Genomic DNA, 17,485 nt, shown 5'->3' with positions numbered 1-17,485 from the left:
GTTCTTCCTTGCCGTGAGGTCGTGGAGTCGGTACGGATGCCGATCGGGCGTCACACGGTGACCGGGGTCGGCCCCTGCGCCCGCCAGGTGGTGCCGCGGCGCTCGTGGGCGAACAGTTCCTCGACGGCGTGGGCGATTCGCGGACCGATCTCGCGCTCCAGCAGATACAGACCCAGATCGAGGCCGGAGGTGACACCGGCGCCAGTGACCAGGTCGCCGTCGTCGACGACCCGGGCGTGGACGGCGTGCACGCCGGTGGCTTCGAGCATGTCCAGGCCGAGATGGTGGGTGGTGGCGTGCCGACCCTCGATGAGCCCGGCCATGGCCAGGACGAGCGAGCCGCCGCACACCGCCGCCATGGTGATCCGCGGATTGTCCAGGGCGTCCTTCAGCAGACCGGGCAGCCCGGTGGTCAGCGTGCGTCCGAGCAGTACGGGGATGAACTCGTCCTGCTGCCAGGCCTGTTCGACGTCGGCGTCGCTGTCGACGTCGATGTCGGGCACCTCGCCCGGTTCCCCGACCCGGCCGGAGGCGCCCGGCACGAGGACAAGGCCGGCGCGGGCGGGGTCGAGTGCGCCGATGGCCCGCAGCGTCAGGCCACCGGTACCGCTGACGACGTCCCGGGGGCCTTCGGCCGATACCAGCTCCACGGTCACGGCACCACCCGAGGCGCTGCCGCCCGCATACAGGACCTCATAGGGGGCGACGACATCGAGCGGATCGAAGCCGTCGAACAGAACGATCTGGACGTGCATAGGGCATCTCCCATAGAGGAAGACCGGCGATCACCGGCCTGTCCCTCGACGGTAGAAGCCCGTGCGGGAGGCAGCCAGAAGGCTCGGTGACAGGCTCCGACGGGATCCCGCCACCACCCGGGTGGCGCTTCTCGAAGAGGGCCACGGCGTCGTTGGTGCGCTGGGCGCGGTCGTCGTCGCCCCACCAGGCGAATCTGAGGTCAGGAGTTGTCACCAGGTCCGGGGGAAGGTGGGGGGAACGGACCGACGACATGACAAGCGCTTTCGCGTTGCAAAGAACGTAGATCCCGTCCGTCCGGTCGGTCAACGGTGCTGCGGCACATGTTTGTTCGGACATGGGGCACGGATACCGCGGTCGGTATCTGTGCCCCGGGTCGGCTCTCGGCCTCAACGGCCGTACATGGAGGGGGTTCTAGAGACGCACGGCCAACGCCCGCTGGGCCACCGCGACCAGTCGCTCCCGCACCAGCTCCATGCACAGCCGCATGTTCTTGTCAGCGATGTCGTTGTCCGGGATGCGGCACGCGAACTGCAGGCCTTCGTGGACCCGGGTCACCCACGCGCACACCTGGTCGCCGTACGAGACCCGGATCAGTCCGTACGCCTTCAGCTCTTGCCAGCGCTCCGAACCGGGCAGGGCGCGCGAGTCGACGTAGGAGACGATCGAGTACAGGTCGGGGGACGTGGGCCTGAAGTCGGCGCCCAGCAGGCGCAGTACGCGGGCGATGGGCATGCGGGCCAGCGAGCGGTTCTCGCGGAGGGTGGCGCGGACCATGCGCAGGGCGTGGTCGAAGTCGGTGGCGTGCTGGACGGGGATCTCGATCGGCGCGCCGCCCACGTACCAGCCGACCGAGTCGGCCCAGCGGGACTTGGCGCGGGTGTGGAAGGGCACGACGGTGCGGTACACGTCGAGGCCGCTGATCTCGCGGGCGGCGAGGGCGACGGCCGCCAGGACGCCGACCAGGCTTCCGCCGTACGGGCGGCAGTACGCCTCGAAGGCCGCCGCGTCCGTGTCGTCGACGAGCATCTCCTGGAGGAACTTCTGGGTGGGCAGCGGCCCTTCGGGGTCGAGGCCGAGGTCGACGGGGAAGTTCGGCAGTTTGCCGTCGCAGCGGGCGATGAACTCGCGCCAGCGGTTGACGACGGTGTGCGTGTCGTCGATCTGGTCGGCGTCCGTGCGCTCGCCCGCGCAGAAGTCGATGTAGCTGGCGACGGGCGCCGACTCGACCGCGTTCCCGGCGAGGCCGGCCGCGTACAGCTCGTGGACCTCGCCCGCGATGCGGTGCAGCGAGTAGGCGTCGACGTTGCTGTGGTCGAAGGCCAGGTAGACGCTCGTCCCGTCGTCGCGCACGACCGCCGCGAAAAGGAAGTTGGGCCAGGTGAGCGCGTCCGCCGCCACATCGAAACGGTCCTGCATGTAACGGGTCAGCGTCCCCGCGTCCGCGAACTCCCCTACGTCCTCGCGGTGCAGGGCCACGGCGTCGGCGTCCAGGGTGAAGCGGCGCATGTCGTCACCGGCCCACCGGAAGCCGCTGCGCAGCGTCTCGTGCCGGAGCATCCAGGATCTCAACGCGCCCTGGAGCACGTCGAGTTCGATCCGCCCCGGCATGTCGAAGGCGGTACCGAGCCAGGTCGGCACGAACAGCCCGTCCTCACGCACCGTACGCGCCGTACGGATGTGGGACTCCTGCACGTACGCCGGTGGCCGCGCGTCGTCCGGGAGGGCCCGCGCGGCTCCCACGGCCGCCGGGTGCAGCGTCCACTCGACGAGTCGTCCGGGCCGGATCTCGCACCGCTGAAGGTCACTCATGCGCACAGGGCTCTCCGTTCGCCTGCCCACGGGAGGCCGCCGGGCACCACTGTCGATCCATGCCTCCATGCCGCTCGGGCACCGCTCACTGCATGGGAGATCAACGATCGGATATTCGGAAAGCAACGCTGTGAACAGGCTTGCTGATCACTTCATTTCAAGGCGTTCGTCGCAGCCGTGCCGAGAGGTGGTGTTGCAGCGGCTCTCCCACGGCCTCCAGATCGTGCTCGAAGGTGAGCGTGGTGTCGTCGGTCAGGGTGTAGCGGCGGCGGGTGGCGGTGACCTTCTTGGCGGTGGGGGTGAGGGCGACCTCGTGGGTGGCGAGTTCGACCGTGCCGGCGGTGGCGTGGCCGACGAGGATCTCGGCGATGCCGGTGGGCTGGGTGACGAGCGCTTCCACCCGGCCGTCGGGCTGGAGGCGCCACCAGCCGCTCTCGCGGGCGGCGGGACGCAGGGGTGCGTCGTCGGCGTCTGTGTCGAGGAGCCAGGCGCGGGCCTCGTAGTGCAGGAAAGGGCGGCCGTCGTGGCTGAAGGTGACGTCCTGTGCGTAGGTGAAGTCTCCGGCGAGTGTGGGGTATTCACCTCGGCCTTGGCCGTGCCAGTGACCGAGGAGGCCGAGTACGGGTTCCAACAGCGGGTGTGGTGCGGGGTGTTCGTCCGGGTGGTGGGCGTCGGGGTACGGGGGTTTCGGTGCGGGGTGGGGCATGGGTGCTCCTGGGAGTTTTGGGGTGGCTGTCGGGCCGCAGCGTAGGCGTTCCGCCGGCTGTGGTGGTATTCGGCTGCGCCGGGCCCCGACAGGCCGTCGTTTCGCTGCCGCGCCGTCGTGGCCGGTCGCGCAGTTCCCCGCGCCCCTTCGGGGCGCTGCCGAGCTTGCCCGATCCGCCAGGGCGCCGGTCGCGCGCACGCGGCGGAGCCGCACATCGATACAGCCCCGCACTCCTCCAGGGCACTGCAGAAACCGCGTGCTACGAAGTCTTTGCCTACTCGCGGGGACCCCATGAACCACCCCCCACCTGCACGAAGTCCTCTTTGTCCAGTCGCGTCCGCGGCGGGTAATCCCGAGTTCACCGAGGTTCCCTTCCTCCACGTTCTACGCGCGTGGTGTCATGCACCTGCCCGCCACACCCCACGTGGGCATCAACTCGACTAGGAGTCACGCATGTTGAGGACGTTCCTCGGACGTGCCGGCGTCACCCTGGTGGCCGGCGCCGCCGTCTTCGTCACCGCCGTCCCCGCGAACGCGGCGACCTACACCGCGTTCGCCTTCTCGCAGAGCAGCAGCGAACCGACCATCTACGACTTCATCGACTCGGCCACCTCCTCGCTCGACATGACGATGTACGAGCTGGAGGACACGACCGCCGTCAACGACCTGATCGCCCTGGAGAAGAAGGGCGTGACCGTGCGGGTGGTCCTGGACCGCGCGCACCAGTCGGCCAACAGCTCCGCGTACACGGCCCTGACGAACGCGGGCGTCGGCGTGGTGTGGTCGCCGTCGAGCTTCGTCTACACACACCAGAAGACGATCACCGTGGACGCCGCCAAGTCCCTTGTCCTGACCGGCAATCTGACCTCGCAGTACTACGCGACCGGCCGCGACTACGGCGTCTTCACCGACGACACCCGTGATGTCGCCGCGATCGAGAAGGTCTTCAACGCGGACTACGCCGGAACCTCGATCACCCCGACCGACGGAGACCATCTGCTCTGGTCCCCCACCGACTCCCGCAGCCGGCTGCTGACGGTGATCAACGCGGCCACCAAGACGCTGGACGTGGAGGAACTCGAGTTCAGCGACAGCACGGTGGTCAACGCGATCGTCGCGAGGGCCAAGGCCGGCGTGACCGTGCGGGTGGTGCTGGAGACGCCGTCGAGCTACGCCAGCGAGGTGTCGGCGGTCAAGGCGGCCGGCGGTACGGTCGTCGGGTACTCCGACCCCGACGGGTTCTACATCCACGCCAAGGCCATGGTCGCCGACTACGGTCTGTCCACCCAGGAGGTGGAGGCGGGTTCGATGAACATCAGCAGCAACTCCCTCTCCAACAACCGGGAGTTGGGCATCATCCTCACCGGCACGGGGGTGGCCCAGTCCGTCGCCACCACCATCGAGACCACGTTCAAGAGCGACTACGCGGGCGGTACCGCCGCCTAGGGAGAGAGTGCGCCGTACGGTTGTCGCGCTACGACTCCGGGGTCGGGGGCCTCGGAGTCTGCCGTACGGCCCGCAGGGCGAGGGCGAGTTCGGTGATGCCGCGGGGGTCGGTCAGTGAGCGGCCGGCGCGTTCGGCGATGCGGCGCAGGCGGGTGCGCACCGTGTTGGGGTGGACGTAGAGCTGCTTGGCGGCCTCCTCGGCGGATCCGCCGCAGTCGAACCAGGCCTCCAACGTGTCCAGCAGCAGGGCGCGTTCGTCGGCGGGCAGGGCCTCGATCGGGCCGAGGACCCTGGCGGCGACGCGGGCCATGACATCGGGCGCTCCGGCGGTGGCGACGGCGAGCGGCGAGTCGTCGAAGACGGTCACGGCCCTGCCGCCCGCGTCGCCGCCGCGCAGGGCGACCTTGGCGAAGCGCAGGGCGTCTCCCGTGTGGTCCAGGTCGTCGTAGGCGGGGCTCACTCCCACGCGCCGCTCGGCCCTGTCCCGCAGCACCTCGATCAGGGCGCGCAGATCCCGTGAGGTACGCAAGTGCACTATGCCGAGCTGGAGTTCGGGGCGCAGTCGCCAGGCGGACCGGATCAGCACCACCAGCGGGCTGTACGAGCGGATGCGCGGCGACATCGACTTCGACGCCGGGCCCGCGATGAGCCACGCCGATCAACTCACATACGGCACCGCCCTGTTCGAGGCACTCGTGGAAATGGCCTCCGGTGCGGAGAGCAAGTCGGAGGCGCTCGGGTTCGGTACGGAGGAGATCGTCCCCTGGCGGATGGGAGCGGTCCTGTGACGGTCAGCCGCGTTGTCGGTACAGGTCGCGCAGCATCGCGATCTCGGCTCCGTGGTGCAGCACTTCCTGGTTGACCCACCACACGATGTCGACGAACGGCTCCTCCGCGTCGCTGCCGTGCGGATAGGTGCAGTACCCGACGGTGTCGAGCGCGGTGTCGTCGACGCTCAGCAGTGCCTTCCGCCAGGCGCCCGCGGCGGCGTCGAAGGCCGCGACCGCACCGGCGGCGTCGCCGCTGACGGAGTGGACGTCGCGGGTCAGTGTGCGGCTGCCGGCCGTGTGGTCGGCGCGGAGGGCGAGCATCTCGGTGAGATGGCTGAGGCGCCAGGCGAGGGTGGTGAAGGGCGGGGGCCAGGGATGCGGGTAGGCGGCGGCGTCCCGGCCCCAATCACCCTGTCCCGCAAGGAGAGTTGCCCGTGCTCCGGGACCGTCCGCGCGCCGTCGCACCGACCAGCAGTCGGGCACCGGTTCCCAGAAGTACTCCTCGTCCGTCATGGGCCCGACCCGGGTGTCCGTCCCGTCGCCGCTGTCCATGACGGGTCCGGTCAGACGGCCGGACAGGCGCTCGCACGCGAAGTCGAACTGGTCGAGCAGTGGAGCGAGACGGGGTGGGATCACTGGGCACTCCTGGGGGCGAGCCGGTCGGTCGTCGACCCGGCAACCTAACAGCGTCCCCGCCGAAGCGCCCGTCGATTACTGGCTGCGGGCGCGCAGTCGGCGCAGCATGCGCGGGTCCTCGAAGCCCACCGAGCGCGCTGCGGTGTCGATCGTGGCGCCGTGGCTGATGAGGTGCTCGGCGCGTTCGACGCGGAGGGTCTGCTGGTAGCGCAGCGGGGTGAGTCCGGTGGCCCGGGTGAAGAGACGGGTGAGGGTGCGTTCGCTGACGCCGACCGCCGAGGCGAGGGCGGGCAGGGGCAGCGCTTCGTCGAAGCGGGTGTCGATGAGGTCCTGGGCGCGGTGCACGGTGTCGTCGAGGTGGGAGCGGTGCCGGAGCATCGCGCTGGTCTGCGGGTCGTGGCCGTTGCGGCGGGCGTAGACGACCATGTCGCGGGCGATCTGGGCGGCCACGGCGGGGCCGTGCCGGGTGGCGACGAGGTGCAGGGCGAGGTCGATGCCGCTGGCGATGCCGGCCGAGGTGATGACCCGGTCGTCGGTGGTGAACAGGACGTCGCGTACGACCGTCGTCTTCGGGTGGCGCCGGGCGAGTTCGTCCTGGACGTCGTGGTGGGTGGTGCAGTGGCGGCCGTCGAGGAGTCCGGCCCGGCCGAGCGCGTCGGCTCCGGCGCAGACACTGGCCACCGTTCCGCCGCGAGCGTGGTGGTCCCGGAGGGCCCGCAGGGCCGTAGCACCGATGGCGGGCCCATGGGCGAGGCGGAGCGCACGCCAGCCGGGCACCACGATCAGGTCGTCGGGATCCAGTTCGGGCCAGTCGAGCACGGCCGTCAGCGGCAGCCCCTGGGCGCTGGTGACCTGGGGCTGCTCGGCGACGTAGGAGAGCGTGTACGGGTGTCCGAAGTCGGCCGCCGTGGAGAAGACCTGCGCGGGGCCGGCCAGGTCCAGCAGATGGACTCCGGGTACCAGGAGGAAGACGACGTGGCTCACGATCCGGTCATCATGCCTGATGTGCGGCGGCGGCTTCCAGTTCGTCGACCGTCGCGATGGTGGCGAAGCGGCCGGCGAGGGCGTACTCGGTGCGCCTGATGACCTCGTCGGCGGGGAGGGTGCGGGGGTCGGCCAGGAGTTGCGCGACGGTCTGGTCGGCGGGGGCGTCGCGGTGCGGGATGGGGTTCGTCGCGGTCGCGTCGGTGACGAAGGTGACCTGGTAGCCGAAGTCGCTCGCGACGCGGGTGGTGGTCTCGACGCACTGTTCGGTGCGGATGCCGCAGACGGTGACCTCGCGGACGCCGTGTTCGGTGAGGAGTTGTTGCAGGTTGGTGGTGGTGAAGGCGTTGTGCGAGGTCTTGTGGAGGAGCGGTTCGCCGTCCGCGCGCTCCAGTCCGTCGATGAGGCGGACATGTCCGAGGGCCGGGTCGAAGACGTCGCCGCTGCCGGGCTCGGAGTGCAGTACCCACACCACGAGGTCGCCGGCCCGGCGCGCGAGCCGCACCAGACGGTTCGCCTGCTCGGCGATCTTCGGGTCGGAGATGGTCTCCCACAGCGGGCGGGCGCGGAAGGACTCCTGGACATCGATGACGATCAGTGCTCGGGTCATGTCCCAAGCCTGCGCCGTACGGGTGGGGCGGCGACAGGCCGCATCGGGTCCGGGTGCGGACCGATCCGGTCACCGGTGAGGCGGCCTGTCGCCGTCGCCGCTACCTCAGTTCGACGAGCAGGTCGCCGCCCTCCACCTGCTGGATGCGGTTGATGGCGAGGCGGGAGACCCGGCCGGACCTGGGCGCGGTGATCGCCGCCTCCATCTTCATGGCCTCGATGGTGGCGACGGTGACACCGGCCTCCACCTCGTCGCCTTCCTCGACCGCGAGGGTGACCACGCCCGCGAACGGGGCTGCCACATGGCCGGTGTTGGCGCGGTCGGCCTTCTCGGTGACGGGGATGTCGGAGGCGGCGGCGGTGTCGCGCACCTGGACCGGGCGGAGTTGGCCGTTCAGGGCGGACATGACGGTGCGCAGTCCGCGTTCGTCGGCCTCGCCGACTGCCTCCAGCTCGATGAGGAGCCGGACGCCCGGTTCCAGGTCGACCGTGTACTCCTTGCCGGGCCGGATGCCGTAGAAGAAGTCCTTGCTGTCGAGGACGCTGGTGTCGCCGTAGGTCTGGCGGTGGGTCTCGAACTCGCGGGTCGGGCCGGGGAACAGCAGGCGGTTGAGGGTGGCGCGGCGGTCCTTGTCGAGGGCCGTGCGGTCCTCGGGGCTGAGTTCCTGTACGGGCTTGGGGGCGGCGCGGCCTTGGAGCGCCTTGGTGCGGAACGGCTCGGGCCAGCCGCCGGGCGGGGTGCCCAACTCGCCGCGCAGGAAGCCGATCACGGAGTCGGGGATGTCGTAGCGGTCGGGGGACGCCTCGAAGTCGGCGGGGCTGACACCGGCGCCGACCAGGTGCAGGGCGAGGTCGCCGACGACCTTCGACGACGGGGTGACCTTGACGAGGTGGCCGAGGATGCGGTCGGCGGCGGCGTACATCGACTCGATGTCCTCGAAGCGGTCGCCGAGGCCGAGCGCGATCGCCTGGGTGCGCAGGTTGGAGAGCTGGCCGCCGGGGATCTCGTGGTGGTAGACGCGGCCGGTCGGTGAGGCGAGGCCCGCCTCGAAGGGGGCGTAGATCTTGCGGACGCTCTCCCAGTACGGCTCCAGGTCGCCGATGGCCTGGAGGTCGAGGCCGGTGGGGCGCTCGGAGTAGTCGGTCGCGGCGACGATCGCGGAGAGGGACGGCTGCGAGGTGGTGCCCGCCATGGAGGCCACCGCGCCGTCGACGGCGTCCGCGCCGGCCTGGATCGCGGCGAGGTAGGTGGCGAGCTGACCGCCCGCCGTGTCGTGGGTGTGCAGATGCACCGGGAGACCGAACTCGCGGCGCAGCGCCGAGACGAGGGTCGCGGCGGCGGGTGCGCGGAGCAGGCCCGCCATGTCCTTCACCGCGAGGACATGAGCGCCCGCCTCGACGATCTGCTCGGCCAGCCGGAGGTAGTAATCCAGCGTGTAGAGGCGCTCGTTGGGGTCGGACAGGTCCGAGGTGTAGCAGAGGGCGACCTCGGCGATCGACGTCCCGGTGGCGCGTACGGCGTCGATGGCCGGGCGCATCTGGCCGACGTCGTTCAGCGCGTCGAAGATGCGGAAGATGTCGATGCCGGTGGCGGCGGCCTCCTGCACGAAGGCGTCGGTCACCTGGGTCGGATACGGCGTGTAGCCCACGGTGTTGCGGCCGCGCAGCAGCATCTGGAGGCAGATGTTGGGAACGGCCTCGCGCAGGGCGGCCAGCCGGTCCCAGGGGTCCTCGGCGAGGAAGCGCAGCGCCACGTCGTAGGTGGCGCCGCCCCAGCACTCCAGGGACAGGAGTTGGGGCACGGTGTGGGCGACGACCGGGGCGACCGCGAGGAGGTCCTTGGTGCGGACGCGGGTGGCGAGGAGCGACTGGTGGGCGTCGCGGAAGGTGGTGTCGGTGACGCCGATCGTGGGCGATTCGCGCAGGTGGCGGGCGAAGCCCTCGGGGCCGAGTTCGGTGAGCAACTGCCGTGAACCGGCCGGGGGTTCGCCCGTCGGGACCGGCGGCAGCTTGGTGGTGGGGTCGATCAGGTCGGGGCGTTCGCCGTGCGGCTTGTTGACCGTGACGTCGGCGAGGTAGGTGAGCAACTTGGTGCCGCGGTCGGCGGACTGACGAGCCGTCAGCAGCTGCGGGCGCTGCTCGATGAACGACGTGGTGATCCGCCCGGCCTGGAAGTCCGGGTCGTCCAGCACCGCTTGCAGGAACGGGATGTTGGTGGACACACCGCGAATACGGAACTCGGCGACGGCACGCCGTGCGCGGTTGACGGCGGTGGTGAAGTCCCGTCCCCGGCAGGTGAGTTTGACCAGCATGGAGTCGAAGTGCGCGCTGATCTCCGTACCCGCGTGGGTGGTTCCGCCGTCGAGCCGGATGCCGGAGCCGCCGGGCGAGCGGTAGGCGCTGATCCGGCCGGTGTCGGGGCGGAAGCCGTTGGCGGGGTCCTCGGTGGTGATACGGCACTGCAGGGCCGCGCCGTGCAGGGTGACCGTCTCCTGGGAGAGGCCGAGGTCGGCGAGGGTCTCCCCGGAGGCGATCCGCAACTGGGCCTGGACGAGGTCGACATCGGTGACCTCCTCGGTCACCGTGTGCTCGACCTGGATGCGCGGGTTCATCTCGATGAAGACGTGCTTGCCGTGCGGGTCGAGGAGGAACTCCACGGTGCCCGCGTTGCGGTAGCCGATCTCGCGGGCGAAGCGGACGGCGTCGGCACAGATACGGTCACGCAGCTCGGGGTCGAGGTTGGGCGCGGGGGCCAGCTCGACGACCTTCTGGTGGCGGCGCTGCAGCGAGCAGTCGCGCTCGAAGAGGTGGATGACGTTGCCCTCGCCGTCGGCGAGGATCTGCACCTCGATGTGCCGGGGGTCGACGACGGCCTTCTCCAGGAACACCGTGGCGTCGCCGAACGCCGACATGGCCTCGCGGGCCGCCGCCTCGATGGACTCGCGCAGGGTGGCCGGGTCCTCGACACGGCGCATACCGCGACCGCCGCCACCGGCGACGGCCTTCACGAACACCGGGAAGCCGATCTCCTCGGCGGCGCGGACCAGTTCGTCGACGTCCGTGGAGGGCGCCGAGGAGCCGAGCACGGGTACGCCGGCCGCGCGGGCGGCGGCGATCGCCGTGGCCTTGTTGCCGGTCATCTCCAGGATGTGGGCGCTGGGACCGACGAAGGTGATGCCCGCCTCCTCGCAGGCACGGGCGAGTTCGGGGTTCTCGGAGAGGAACCCGTAGCCCGGGTACACCGCGTCCGCTCCCGCGCGCTGCGCCGCGCGGACGATCTCCTCGACGGAGAGATAGGCGCGGACCGGATGCCCGGGCTGGCCGATCTCGTAGGCCTCGTCGGCCTTGAGCCGGTGCAGCGAATTGCGGTCCTCGTAGGGGAAGACCGCGACGGTTCGCGCGCCCAGCTCGTAGCCGGCGCGGAACGCCCTAATCGCGATCTCTCCACGGTTGGCGACCAGCACCTTGCGGAACATTCCCGATCCCTTCAGCCTGCCGGTGACGTGCACCATGGTGTCGGCGCCGCCCCTATAACGCCATGTGAGCCGGGACACTAGTCGCAAACGTGTCGCGCGACGCGCTCCACCGGGCCGCCGGTAAAGAAATCGTATGGTCTAGTCCAAAGTGGGCTTTGGTCCAGTCCAATCCATTGACGTGGCCGCGACACGGTCAGAAGCTGGGCGCCTCCCCCACTCCCACCGGAGGCACAACGTGACACGTCTTCGTGCATGTCTGGTCGCGGCGGCCGCCGTGACGACCGCCGCCGCGGGCACGACCGCACTGGTCGCGACCAACGCCCAGGGCGCCACCAGCGCCGCCACCGCGCTGAGCAACCGCTGGTACGCCGCGGCCCCCTATCTGATGCCGACGGACAACAACCCGCCGGACGCCGGCACCATCATGGACGCCACCGGCCTCAAGGCCTTCCAGCTCGCCTTCGTCCTCGCCCCCAACGGCGGCGGCTGCACCCCCACCTGGGGCGGCACCTCACCGGTCTCCTCGGACACCGCCGTCCAGTCGGTCATCAACACGATCCGCGCCAAGGGCGGCGACGTCTCCGTCTCGATCGGCGGCTACGGCGGCACCAAGCTCGGCCAGGCCTGCTCCGACCCGGCCTCGACGGCGGCGGCGTACCAGCAGGTGATCACCAAGTACGGTCTGCACGCGATCGACTTCGACCTGGAGGAGCCCGAGTACGAGAACACCGCGGCCATCCACAACGAGATCGGCGCGGCGAAGATCCTCCAGCAGAACAACGCGGGTCTGTACGTCTCCGTCACCACGGCCGGTACGGCGGACGGGACCGGGTGGTTCGGCAAGCAGATGCTGTTGGAGGCGAAGTCGCAGGGGTTCACGCCGAACAACTTCTCCATCATGCCGTTCGACGGCGGCTTCAGCGGCGCGGCCTCGCAGACCAGCGCGCTCACCAACTTCAACTCCATCCTCCAGTCCACGTTCGGCTGGGACCAGGCGACCGCGTACGCCCACGAGGGCTTCTCGGGGATGAACGGGCGCAGCGACACCGGCGAGTACTTCACCCAGGCCGACTTCCAGACGGTCCTGAACTACGCCACCAGCCACAACATGGACCGCTTCACGTTCTGGTCCCTCAACCGCGACCGGCAGTGCAGCCCGGTCGACAACGGCGGTACCACGTCCGGGACTTGCTCCAGCGTGGCGCAGAACGCGTGGGACTTCGCCAAGTACTCGGTGCAGTTCGCGGGCGTGACCCCGCCGACCTCGACACCGACGCCCACCCCGACTCCCACGCCGACCCCCGGCACCTGCAAGACGGCGTGGAGTTCCACGGCCGTCTACACGCAGGGCAACGAGGTGTCGTACGGCAACCACAACTGGGTCGCCAAGTGGTGGACCCAGAACGAGGTGCCCGGTGCCTCCCAGTGGGGCCCCTGGCAGGACGAGGGCGCCTGCTGATCCGGCGGGATCGACAGGGAGACGGGTTGCGACGTCGAGCAGGCCTTGGGAAGGGCCTTCTCGACGTCGCCGTCCGTTGCTAGCGAAGGATGTTGACCGCCCGCGCGACCACCAGGACGACGATCGACACGGAGACCGAGGACTGTCCCATCATCAGCATCTTGGCCCAGCGCGAGAGCGGCATCACGTCGGTCGGGCTGAAGGCCGTGGAGTTGGTGAAGGACAGGTACAGGTAGTCCAGGAACGCCGGTTCCCAGTCCGGTGGCGCGGTCTCCGGGCTCTGCATCTGGACGAAGAGGAAGTCGGCGTAGGGATGGTTGCCCATGACCCGCGCCATGGGCCCGCCCCGGTCCCACTCCCAGTACCACAGGGCGAACACGATGATGTTCGTCAGCCAGATGCCCCCGCCGCTCAGCAGCAGCGGTCCGGCGGCCAGTTCGTCGGTGCCCCTGACCAGGCCCACCACCAGTCGGACCGCCGCCCATCCATTGGCCAGGGTGATCACGCCCGTCAGGACCAGACTCGGCCAGCGCAGCCACCGGGTGCCTGGTTCGATCCGCCGGGGATTGGCGACGAACAGACCGACCATCAGGACGAGTTCGAGGGCCGGCAGCAGCCAGGACGGCCGGAAGGCGAGCCGGAGCGGCAGCATCAGCTGCACGGCGACCGCCACCAGGATCACGGCCGACACGGCCCACCGCGTCTCCCCGTGCGTCACCCGCCGCCACGCGGGCACCACATCGCGACTGCCGTCCTCCAGCAGCCGCTCGATCCTGGTCAAGCGGCTCGCGGGGTCGTCCCTGTCGTCCGTACCGTCCGTCATGGCACCGATTGTCCCCGGTCGGGTGTCGCTCGCACGACGCGCCCCACCCTGGATGCCCGCGGATGTTCGGGCTGGTCACGTTGCCCGGTGCGGGCGGGACCCGACGGCTCGGCCCCGCAGCGGTTCCACCAGCCGCCCCAACAGCCCCGCGACCAGGGCCGTCTGCCCGGGCACCGTGTCGGGATAGATGAACTCGCCCTGCGCATGCGCCCCGTCACCGACCGCCCCCATGCCGCACAGCACCGGCAGCCCCAGCGCGGCGACGAAGTTGGCGTCACTCGCGCCACCGACGGCGGTGTCGCGCAGGGCGTCGCGACCCTGTGCGCGGGCAACCTCGCGGGCGAGGTCGAGCAGCGGGGCGGAGGCCGCGTTGAGGGTCATCGGGGGCCGGTTCCAGGCGTGGTCGATCTCGATGCGGACGCGTGGGTCGCTGACCTCGATGGCGTCCAACTCCTGGTCCACACGGGCCTGTTCGGCCGCGCTGCTGACCCGGATGTCGACGCCCGCGGTGGCCTGCCCGGCGACGACGTTGACGGCCGAACCGCCCTTGATGAGCCCGGTGTTGATCGTGGTGCCCTTGTCCGGGGCGGCCACGGCGGCAGCGGCGACCACGAACTCGGACAGCGCGGTGATCGCGCTCGCCCCGTCCTGCGGCGCGAGCCCCGCGTGGGACTCGACACCGGTGGCCGTGACCTGGAAGATCCCGGTGCCCTTGCGGGCGGTTTTCACCGCGCCGTGAGCACTCGGTTCCAGGACCAGCGTGACGTCGACCTTCCGCGCGACCTCCTCGATCACCGGCCGTGAGGACAGCGAGCCGATCTCCTCGTCGCCGTTGAAGAGGAAGGTCACGGTGGGCAGCGGCCCGCCGCCCTCCCGGGCCAGCTTCAGGGCCCAAATGCCCTGCGCCAGACCGGTTTTCATGTCGAAGATGCCCGGGCCGCTCAGCCTCTCCCGACCGTCCTCGGACGGCCCTGGCTGCGCCCACCCGGCGAGGGTCCCGGTCGGCCACACGGTGTCGTAGTGCCCGACGAGCGCGACATGTCCGGCGCCGGTGCCGCGGTAGGTCAGGGTGCGGGTGTCGCCGCACTCCCCACCGGGGTGGCGCTGCTCGTGGTCGGGGCGGCCGAGCCGCTGGACGGTCAGTTCGCGCAGCAGGTCCAGGCCGCTCGCGAGGCCGGGAAGGTCGTAGCTGCCGGTCTCGTGGCGGACGAGGGTCAGGATGTCCTCGACGATCCGCGGGGAGACATCCTGGGCGCGGGTGGTGAGGGCGGCGGGTGCGGGTGACGCGGTCATGATCTGCCTTCTCGTACGACGGTGTGGGGTGCGGGTTCAGCCGATGCCGAGCGGGATGCCCAGCAGGTACCAGGCCACGAAGAACGCGACCCAGACGACGGCGGCGATCGGGATCGTGAAGGAGGCGAGGGTGCCGATGCCGACGGACTTGCGGTACCGCTGGATGACGCCCAGGGCCATGACGAAGTAAGGGCTCATCGGGGTCACGCAGTTGGTGACCGAGTCGGCGACGCGGTACCGGTCCAGCCGTTCAGGTACAGGTCTCGCAGGGGCTCGGCGCCCTTGACGGCGAGGATGTCGCCGATGTTCGTCCACTTGAAGTAGGCGAGGAACTGGGCGATCGCGAAGAACAGGACGAGGATCGGCGCCATCGAACGGGTGCCGTCCACCATCGCGCCGATGCTGTCGCGGGCGGCGGTGAAGGTGCCGGTCATCCGGCCGTGGACGGTGCCGAGCACGGCGAAGAACAGGCCAAGGACGAGTGCCATGCCGCCGATGAGCGGGGAGTTGACGATCCCGCCGCCCTCGCCGCGCAGGGGTGAGGACGCGGGGACCATGGCCGCCGCGAGGAACGCGAGGAAGCCGACGGCGACCGACCCGGTGGCACGCAGGGCGCGTCGCTGCCGCTCGGTGACCTCGATCTCCGCGAGTTCCCCGGCGTCGGGAGCGGCGAGCGGTTCGTCGGGTTCCAGGTCGGAGCGGCGGGCGAGGACCTTGTCGACGACGAGGGTGATCACCGCCGCCACGAGGACGGACGAGCCGAGGCCGAAGAAGTAGTTGGCGACCGGGGTGACGACGTAGTGCGCGTCGATGGTGTGGGCGGCGGCCGTGGAGATCCCGGACAGCAGGACGTCGGTGGTGGTGAGCGAGGGGGAGGCGTCGTACCCGGCGGCGATCGAGACGTAGGCGACGACACAGCCGAGGACCGGGCTGCGGCCGGCCGCGCGGAAGACCAGGGCGCCGAGCGGGATGAGGGTGACGTAGGCGGCGTCGCCGGCGACATGGCCGACCATGGCCGTCATCGACAGGGCGAAGGTGAGGTACCTGCCCGGCACGCGCGCGACCATGCGGCGCGGCAGGGCGGAGAAGAGTCCGCTCTTCCCGGCGACGGCGATGCCGAACATCACGGTGAGGATGGTGGCCGGCGGCGGGAAGGCCGCGTAGTTGTCGACGGCGCCCTCGACGGCCGTGGTGAGGCCGTCCCTGCCGAGCAGGTTCCGCACCGTGATGGTCTCGTGCGTGCCGGGGTGCACGGCGCTGGGACCGGTCGCCGCCAGGACGGCGCTGAGGACGGCGACGACGCCCGCGAGGATCCAGAACAGCCAGAACGGGTCGGGGAGTCTGTTGCCGATCTTCTCGATCGCCGTCAGGCCCGGGAAGGCTGTGCGCAGGACTCTCGACCCCGGTTCGGTGGACGGGGGCTGAGGTTGAGCGGAGGTGACACTCATCGGTACCTCTTGGCGCGATGGGGGGATGTTCCTGCGAACAATGGCATCCAAGTGAGAGATTCTCTATATCTCGCACGTAACAGTGGGATTAAACGGCACCTTAGAGTGAGGCCATGACCCGTCCTCTCCTCGACGAGCTCGACCGGCGCCTCATCGGCGCGCTGCATCTGGCGCCCCGGGCCACCTGGGACGACATCGGCGAGATCCTGGCCGCCGACGCCGGCACGCTCAAACGCCGTTACGACCGTCTGCACGAGGCACGTATGGTGCGCGTGATCGGACAGGCCGACTGGGGCATCCACTCCACGGCGATGCCCGTCCACGTCTTCCTGGACATCACCGGCGAGAGCCCTCTCGCCGTCCTCCACCGCCTCCGCGACCTGCCCCACGTCCAACTGCTGGCGCAGATCTCGGGCGACTACCCGCTCTACGCCGTCGTGCACGCCCCGTCGGAGGCGGCGACCAGCGAGGCGATCGACCGGCTGTTCTCCGTCGCCGGCGTCCGGCGCGTCAACGCCCTGCCCGCGCTCAGCACCCTGCGCCGGGGCAGGACCTGGGACCCGCAGTTCCTCACGGCCGCCGAGCGCGCCGGCCTGCTGAAGCTCACCGGTGCCCGCCACGAGGGCACCGCGACCGCGACGCCCCCGGCGAAGCCGCTCAGCGAGGCCGAACGGGATGTCGTGGCCCGGTTGCTCCAGGACAGCCGCGCGTCCGCCGCGAGCATCGCCCGCACCGCCGACCTGGCCACCTCCACCGCGCACCGTGTGGTCCGCCGGGTCCTGGACGAGGGGTGGGTCAAGCCGCGGCTCGAGATCGTGTCGGAGTGGCTGGGCTTCCGGACGGCGTTCATCCTCCGGCTGCGGGTGGCGCCGGGCGCGACCCCCGACGTCATGCGCCGCATCGACCGGCTGCCGCAGACGCGGCTCGCCGCGCATGTCGCCAGCGACATGTCCGTCCTCGCCACCGGCCTGGTCACCGACCGCTCCGCGCTGGCGCTCTTCGTCGACGACGAACTGGCGGGCATCCCCGGACTCCTCGGCGTCAGCGTCGCGGTGATGCTCGCCGAACCGCGCCGCTACTGGCTGGACCGCGACCTGACCACCGGCCTCGGCGCGTTCCACGCACCGGCCCTGCTGTGAGCGAACGGCGGGGGGGGGGCGCCCCCCCGGGGGGGGCCCCCCCCCCCCCCCCCCCCCAAAGCCCCCCCCGGCCCCCCCCCCCGCGCCGCGCCCCCCCGGTTGGGGGGCCACCCGGGGTTATTTAAAGCACC

14 protein-coding genes and 1 pseudogene are annotated in these 17,485 nt (G+C 70.6%); 4 read left to right on the top strand and 11 right to left on the bottom strand.

The window, feature by feature from the left end; genetic code table 11:
- Positions 1-50 precede the first annotated feature (50 nt).
- From ACIRRY_RS37655 to ACIRRY_RS37645, 3 genes are all read right to left on the bottom strand, one after another.
- Positions 51-755 carry a DJ-1/PfpI family protein gene (locus ACIRRY_RS37655; protein WP_403982081.1) on the bottom strand — a complete coding sequence of 235 codons (705 nt, stop codon included), beginning with the start codon at positions 753-755 and terminating at the stop codon, positions 51-53.
- 412 nt (positions 756-1,167) lie between these two features.
- Positions 1,168-2,565, bottom strand: coding sequence for a condensation domain-containing protein (locus ACIRRY_RS37650; RefSeq protein WP_403982079.1), 1,398 nt, complete (start codon positions 2,563-2,565; stop codon positions 1,168-1,170).
- 157 nt (positions 2,566-2,722) lie between these two features.
- The gene (locus tag ACIRRY_RS37645; protein WP_403982077.1) at positions 2,723-3,271 is read right to left on the bottom strand and encodes an FABP family protein; all 549 of its coding nucleotides are present in this window, start codon (positions 3,269-3,271) and stop codon (positions 2,723-2,725) included.
- A gap of 453 nt (positions 3,272-3,724) precedes the next feature.
- On the opposite strand from ACIRRY_RS37645, the gene ACIRRY_RS37640 reads away from it, so the two are divergent.
- Positions 3,725-4,717: a phospholipase D-like domain-containing protein gene (locus ACIRRY_RS37640; RefSeq protein ID WP_403982075.1), complete on the top strand. Its 993-nt coding sequence runs from the start codon at positions 3,725-3,727 to the stop codon at positions 4,715-4,717.
- A gap of 28 nt (positions 4,718-4,745) precedes the next feature.
- On the opposite strand, the gene ACIRRY_RS37635 is transcribed toward ACIRRY_RS37640, so the two are convergent.
- Positions 4,746-5,246, bottom strand: a complete 501-nt coding sequence (locus ACIRRY_RS37635) for a PucR family transcriptional regulator (protein ID WP_403982072.1) — start codon at positions 5,244-5,246, stop codon at positions 4,746-4,748.
- A 7-nt stretch (positions 5,247-5,253) separates the two neighbouring features.
- On the opposite strand from ACIRRY_RS37635, the gene ACIRRY_RS37630 reads away from it, so the two are divergent.
- The gene (locus ACIRRY_RS37630) at positions 5,254-5,505 is read left to right on the top strand and encodes a hypothetical protein (RefSeq protein ID WP_403982070.1); all 252 of its coding nucleotides are present in this window, start codon (positions 5,254-5,256) and stop codon (positions 5,503-5,505) included.
- A 3-nt stretch (positions 5,506-5,508) separates the two neighbouring features.
- On the opposite strand, the gene ACIRRY_RS37625 is transcribed toward ACIRRY_RS37630, so the two are convergent.
- From ACIRRY_RS37625 to ACIRRY_RS37610, 4 genes are all read right to left on the bottom strand, one after another.
- Positions 5,509-6,123: a DinB family protein gene (locus tag ACIRRY_RS37625; protein WP_403982068.1), complete on the bottom strand. Its 615-nt coding sequence runs from the start codon at positions 6,121-6,123 to the stop codon at positions 5,509-5,511.
- 75 nt (positions 6,124-6,198) lie between these two features.
- Complete coding sequence (locus tag ACIRRY_RS37620) at positions 6,199-7,107, bottom strand: GlxA family transcriptional regulator (RefSeq protein WP_403982066.1); 909 nt, start codon at positions 7,105-7,107, stop codon at positions 6,199-6,201.
- A 10-nt stretch (positions 7,108-7,117) separates the two neighbouring features.
- Complete coding sequence (locus tag ACIRRY_RS37615; RefSeq protein WP_403982064.1) at positions 7,118-7,717, bottom strand: cysteine hydrolase family protein; 600 nt, start codon at positions 7,715-7,717, stop codon at positions 7,118-7,120.
- A 100-nt stretch (positions 7,718-7,817) separates the two neighbouring features.
- Complete coding sequence (locus ACIRRY_RS37610; protein ID WP_403982062.1) at positions 7,818-11,192, bottom strand: pyruvate carboxylase; 3,375 nt, start codon at positions 11,190-11,192, stop codon at positions 7,818-7,820.
- A gap of 235 nt (positions 11,193-11,427) precedes the next feature.
- Between ACIRRY_RS37610 and ACIRRY_RS37605 the strand changes: the two genes are divergently transcribed.
- Entirely contained in the window at positions 11,428-12,651 is a 1,224-nt protein-coding gene (locus tag ACIRRY_RS37605; protein ID WP_403982060.1) for a chitinase, read from the top strand.
- A gap of 79 nt (positions 12,652-12,730) precedes the next feature.
- Here the strand turns inward: ACIRRY_RS37605 and ACIRRY_RS37600 are convergent, their stop codons facing one another.
- The 3 genes and pseudogenes from ACIRRY_RS37600 to ACIRRY_RS37590 all read right to left on the bottom strand — a co-directional run bounded on the left by ACIRRY_RS37600 (position 12,731) and on the right by ACIRRY_RS37590 (position 16,215).
- Positions 12,731-13,474: a hypothetical protein gene (locus tag ACIRRY_RS37600; RefSeq protein WP_403982059.1), complete on the bottom strand. Its 744-nt coding sequence runs from the start codon at positions 13,472-13,474 to the stop codon at positions 12,731-12,733.
- Between the two features lie 75 nt (positions 13,475-13,549).
- Positions 13,550-14,767 carry a M20 family metallopeptidase gene (locus ACIRRY_RS37595; protein WP_403982058.1) on the bottom strand — a complete coding sequence of 406 codons (1,218 nt, stop codon included), beginning with the start codon at positions 14,765-14,767 and terminating at the stop codon, positions 13,550-13,552.
- A 36-nt stretch (positions 14,768-14,803) separates the two neighbouring features.
- Positions 14,804-16,215, bottom strand: a pseudogene (locus ACIRRY_RS37590) (AbgT family transporter).
- A gap of 113 nt (positions 16,216-16,328) precedes the next feature.
- Here ACIRRY_RS37590 and ACIRRY_RS37585 point away from each other — a divergent pair.
- Positions 16,329-17,354, top strand: coding sequence for an Lrp/AsnC family transcriptional regulator (locus tag ACIRRY_RS37585; RefSeq protein ID WP_403982056.1), 1,026 nt, complete (start codon positions 16,329-16,331; stop codon positions 17,352-17,354).
- The last annotated feature ends 131 nt before the right edge of the window (positions 17,355-17,485 follow it).

This window comes from Streptomyces sp. NPDC101776 (assembly GCF_044766845.1).
Taxonomy (GTDB): Bacteria; Actinomycetota; Actinomycetes; order Streptomycetales; family Streptomycetaceae; genus Streptomyces.
The sequence above is the reverse complement of the archived record's forward strand: the minus strand, read 5'-3'. Positions and strand labels throughout refer to the sequence as shown.

Bases quoted from the DNA above. Each gene is read 5' to 3' on its own strand.
- ACIRRY_RS37655 (WP_403982081.1), bottom strand. From the start codon at position 755: ATGCACGTCCAGATCGTTCTGTTCGACGGCTTCGATCCGCTCGATGTC.
- ACIRRY_RS37650 (WP_403982079.1), bottom strand. From the start codon at position 2,565: ATGAGTGACCTTCAGCGGTGCGAGATCCGGCCCGGACGACTCGTCGAG.
- ACIRRY_RS37645 (WP_403982077.1), bottom strand. From the start codon at position 3,271: ATGCCCCACCCCGCACCGAAACCCCCGTACCCCGACGCCCACCACCCG.
- ACIRRY_RS37640 (WP_403982075.1), top strand. From the start codon at position 3,725: ATGTTGAGGACGTTCCTCGGACGTGCCGGCGTCACCCTGGTGGCCGGC.
- ACIRRY_RS37630 (WP_403982070.1), top strand. From the start codon at position 5,254: ATGCCGAGCTGGAGTTCGGGGCGCAGTCGCCAGGCGGACCGGATCAGC.
- ACIRRY_RS37615 (WP_403982064.1), bottom strand. From the start codon at position 7,717: ATGACCCGAGCACTGATCGTCATCGATGTCCAGGAGTCCTTCCGCGCC.
- ACIRRY_RS37610 (WP_403982062.1), bottom strand. From the start codon at position 11,192: ATGTTCCGCAAGGTGCTGGTCGCCAACCGTGGAGAGATCGCGATTAGG.
- ACIRRY_RS37600 (WP_403982059.1), bottom strand. From the start codon at position 13,474: ATGACGGACGGTACGGACGACAGGGACGACCCCGCGAGCCGCTTGACC.
- ACIRRY_RS37595 (WP_403982058.1), bottom strand. From the start codon at position 14,767: ATGACCGCGTCACCCGCACCCGCCGCCCTCACCACCCGCGCCCAGGAT.
- ACIRRY_RS37585 (WP_403982056.1), top strand. From the start codon at position 16,329: ATGACCCGTCCTCTCCTCGACGAGCTCGACCGGCGCCTCATCGGCGCG.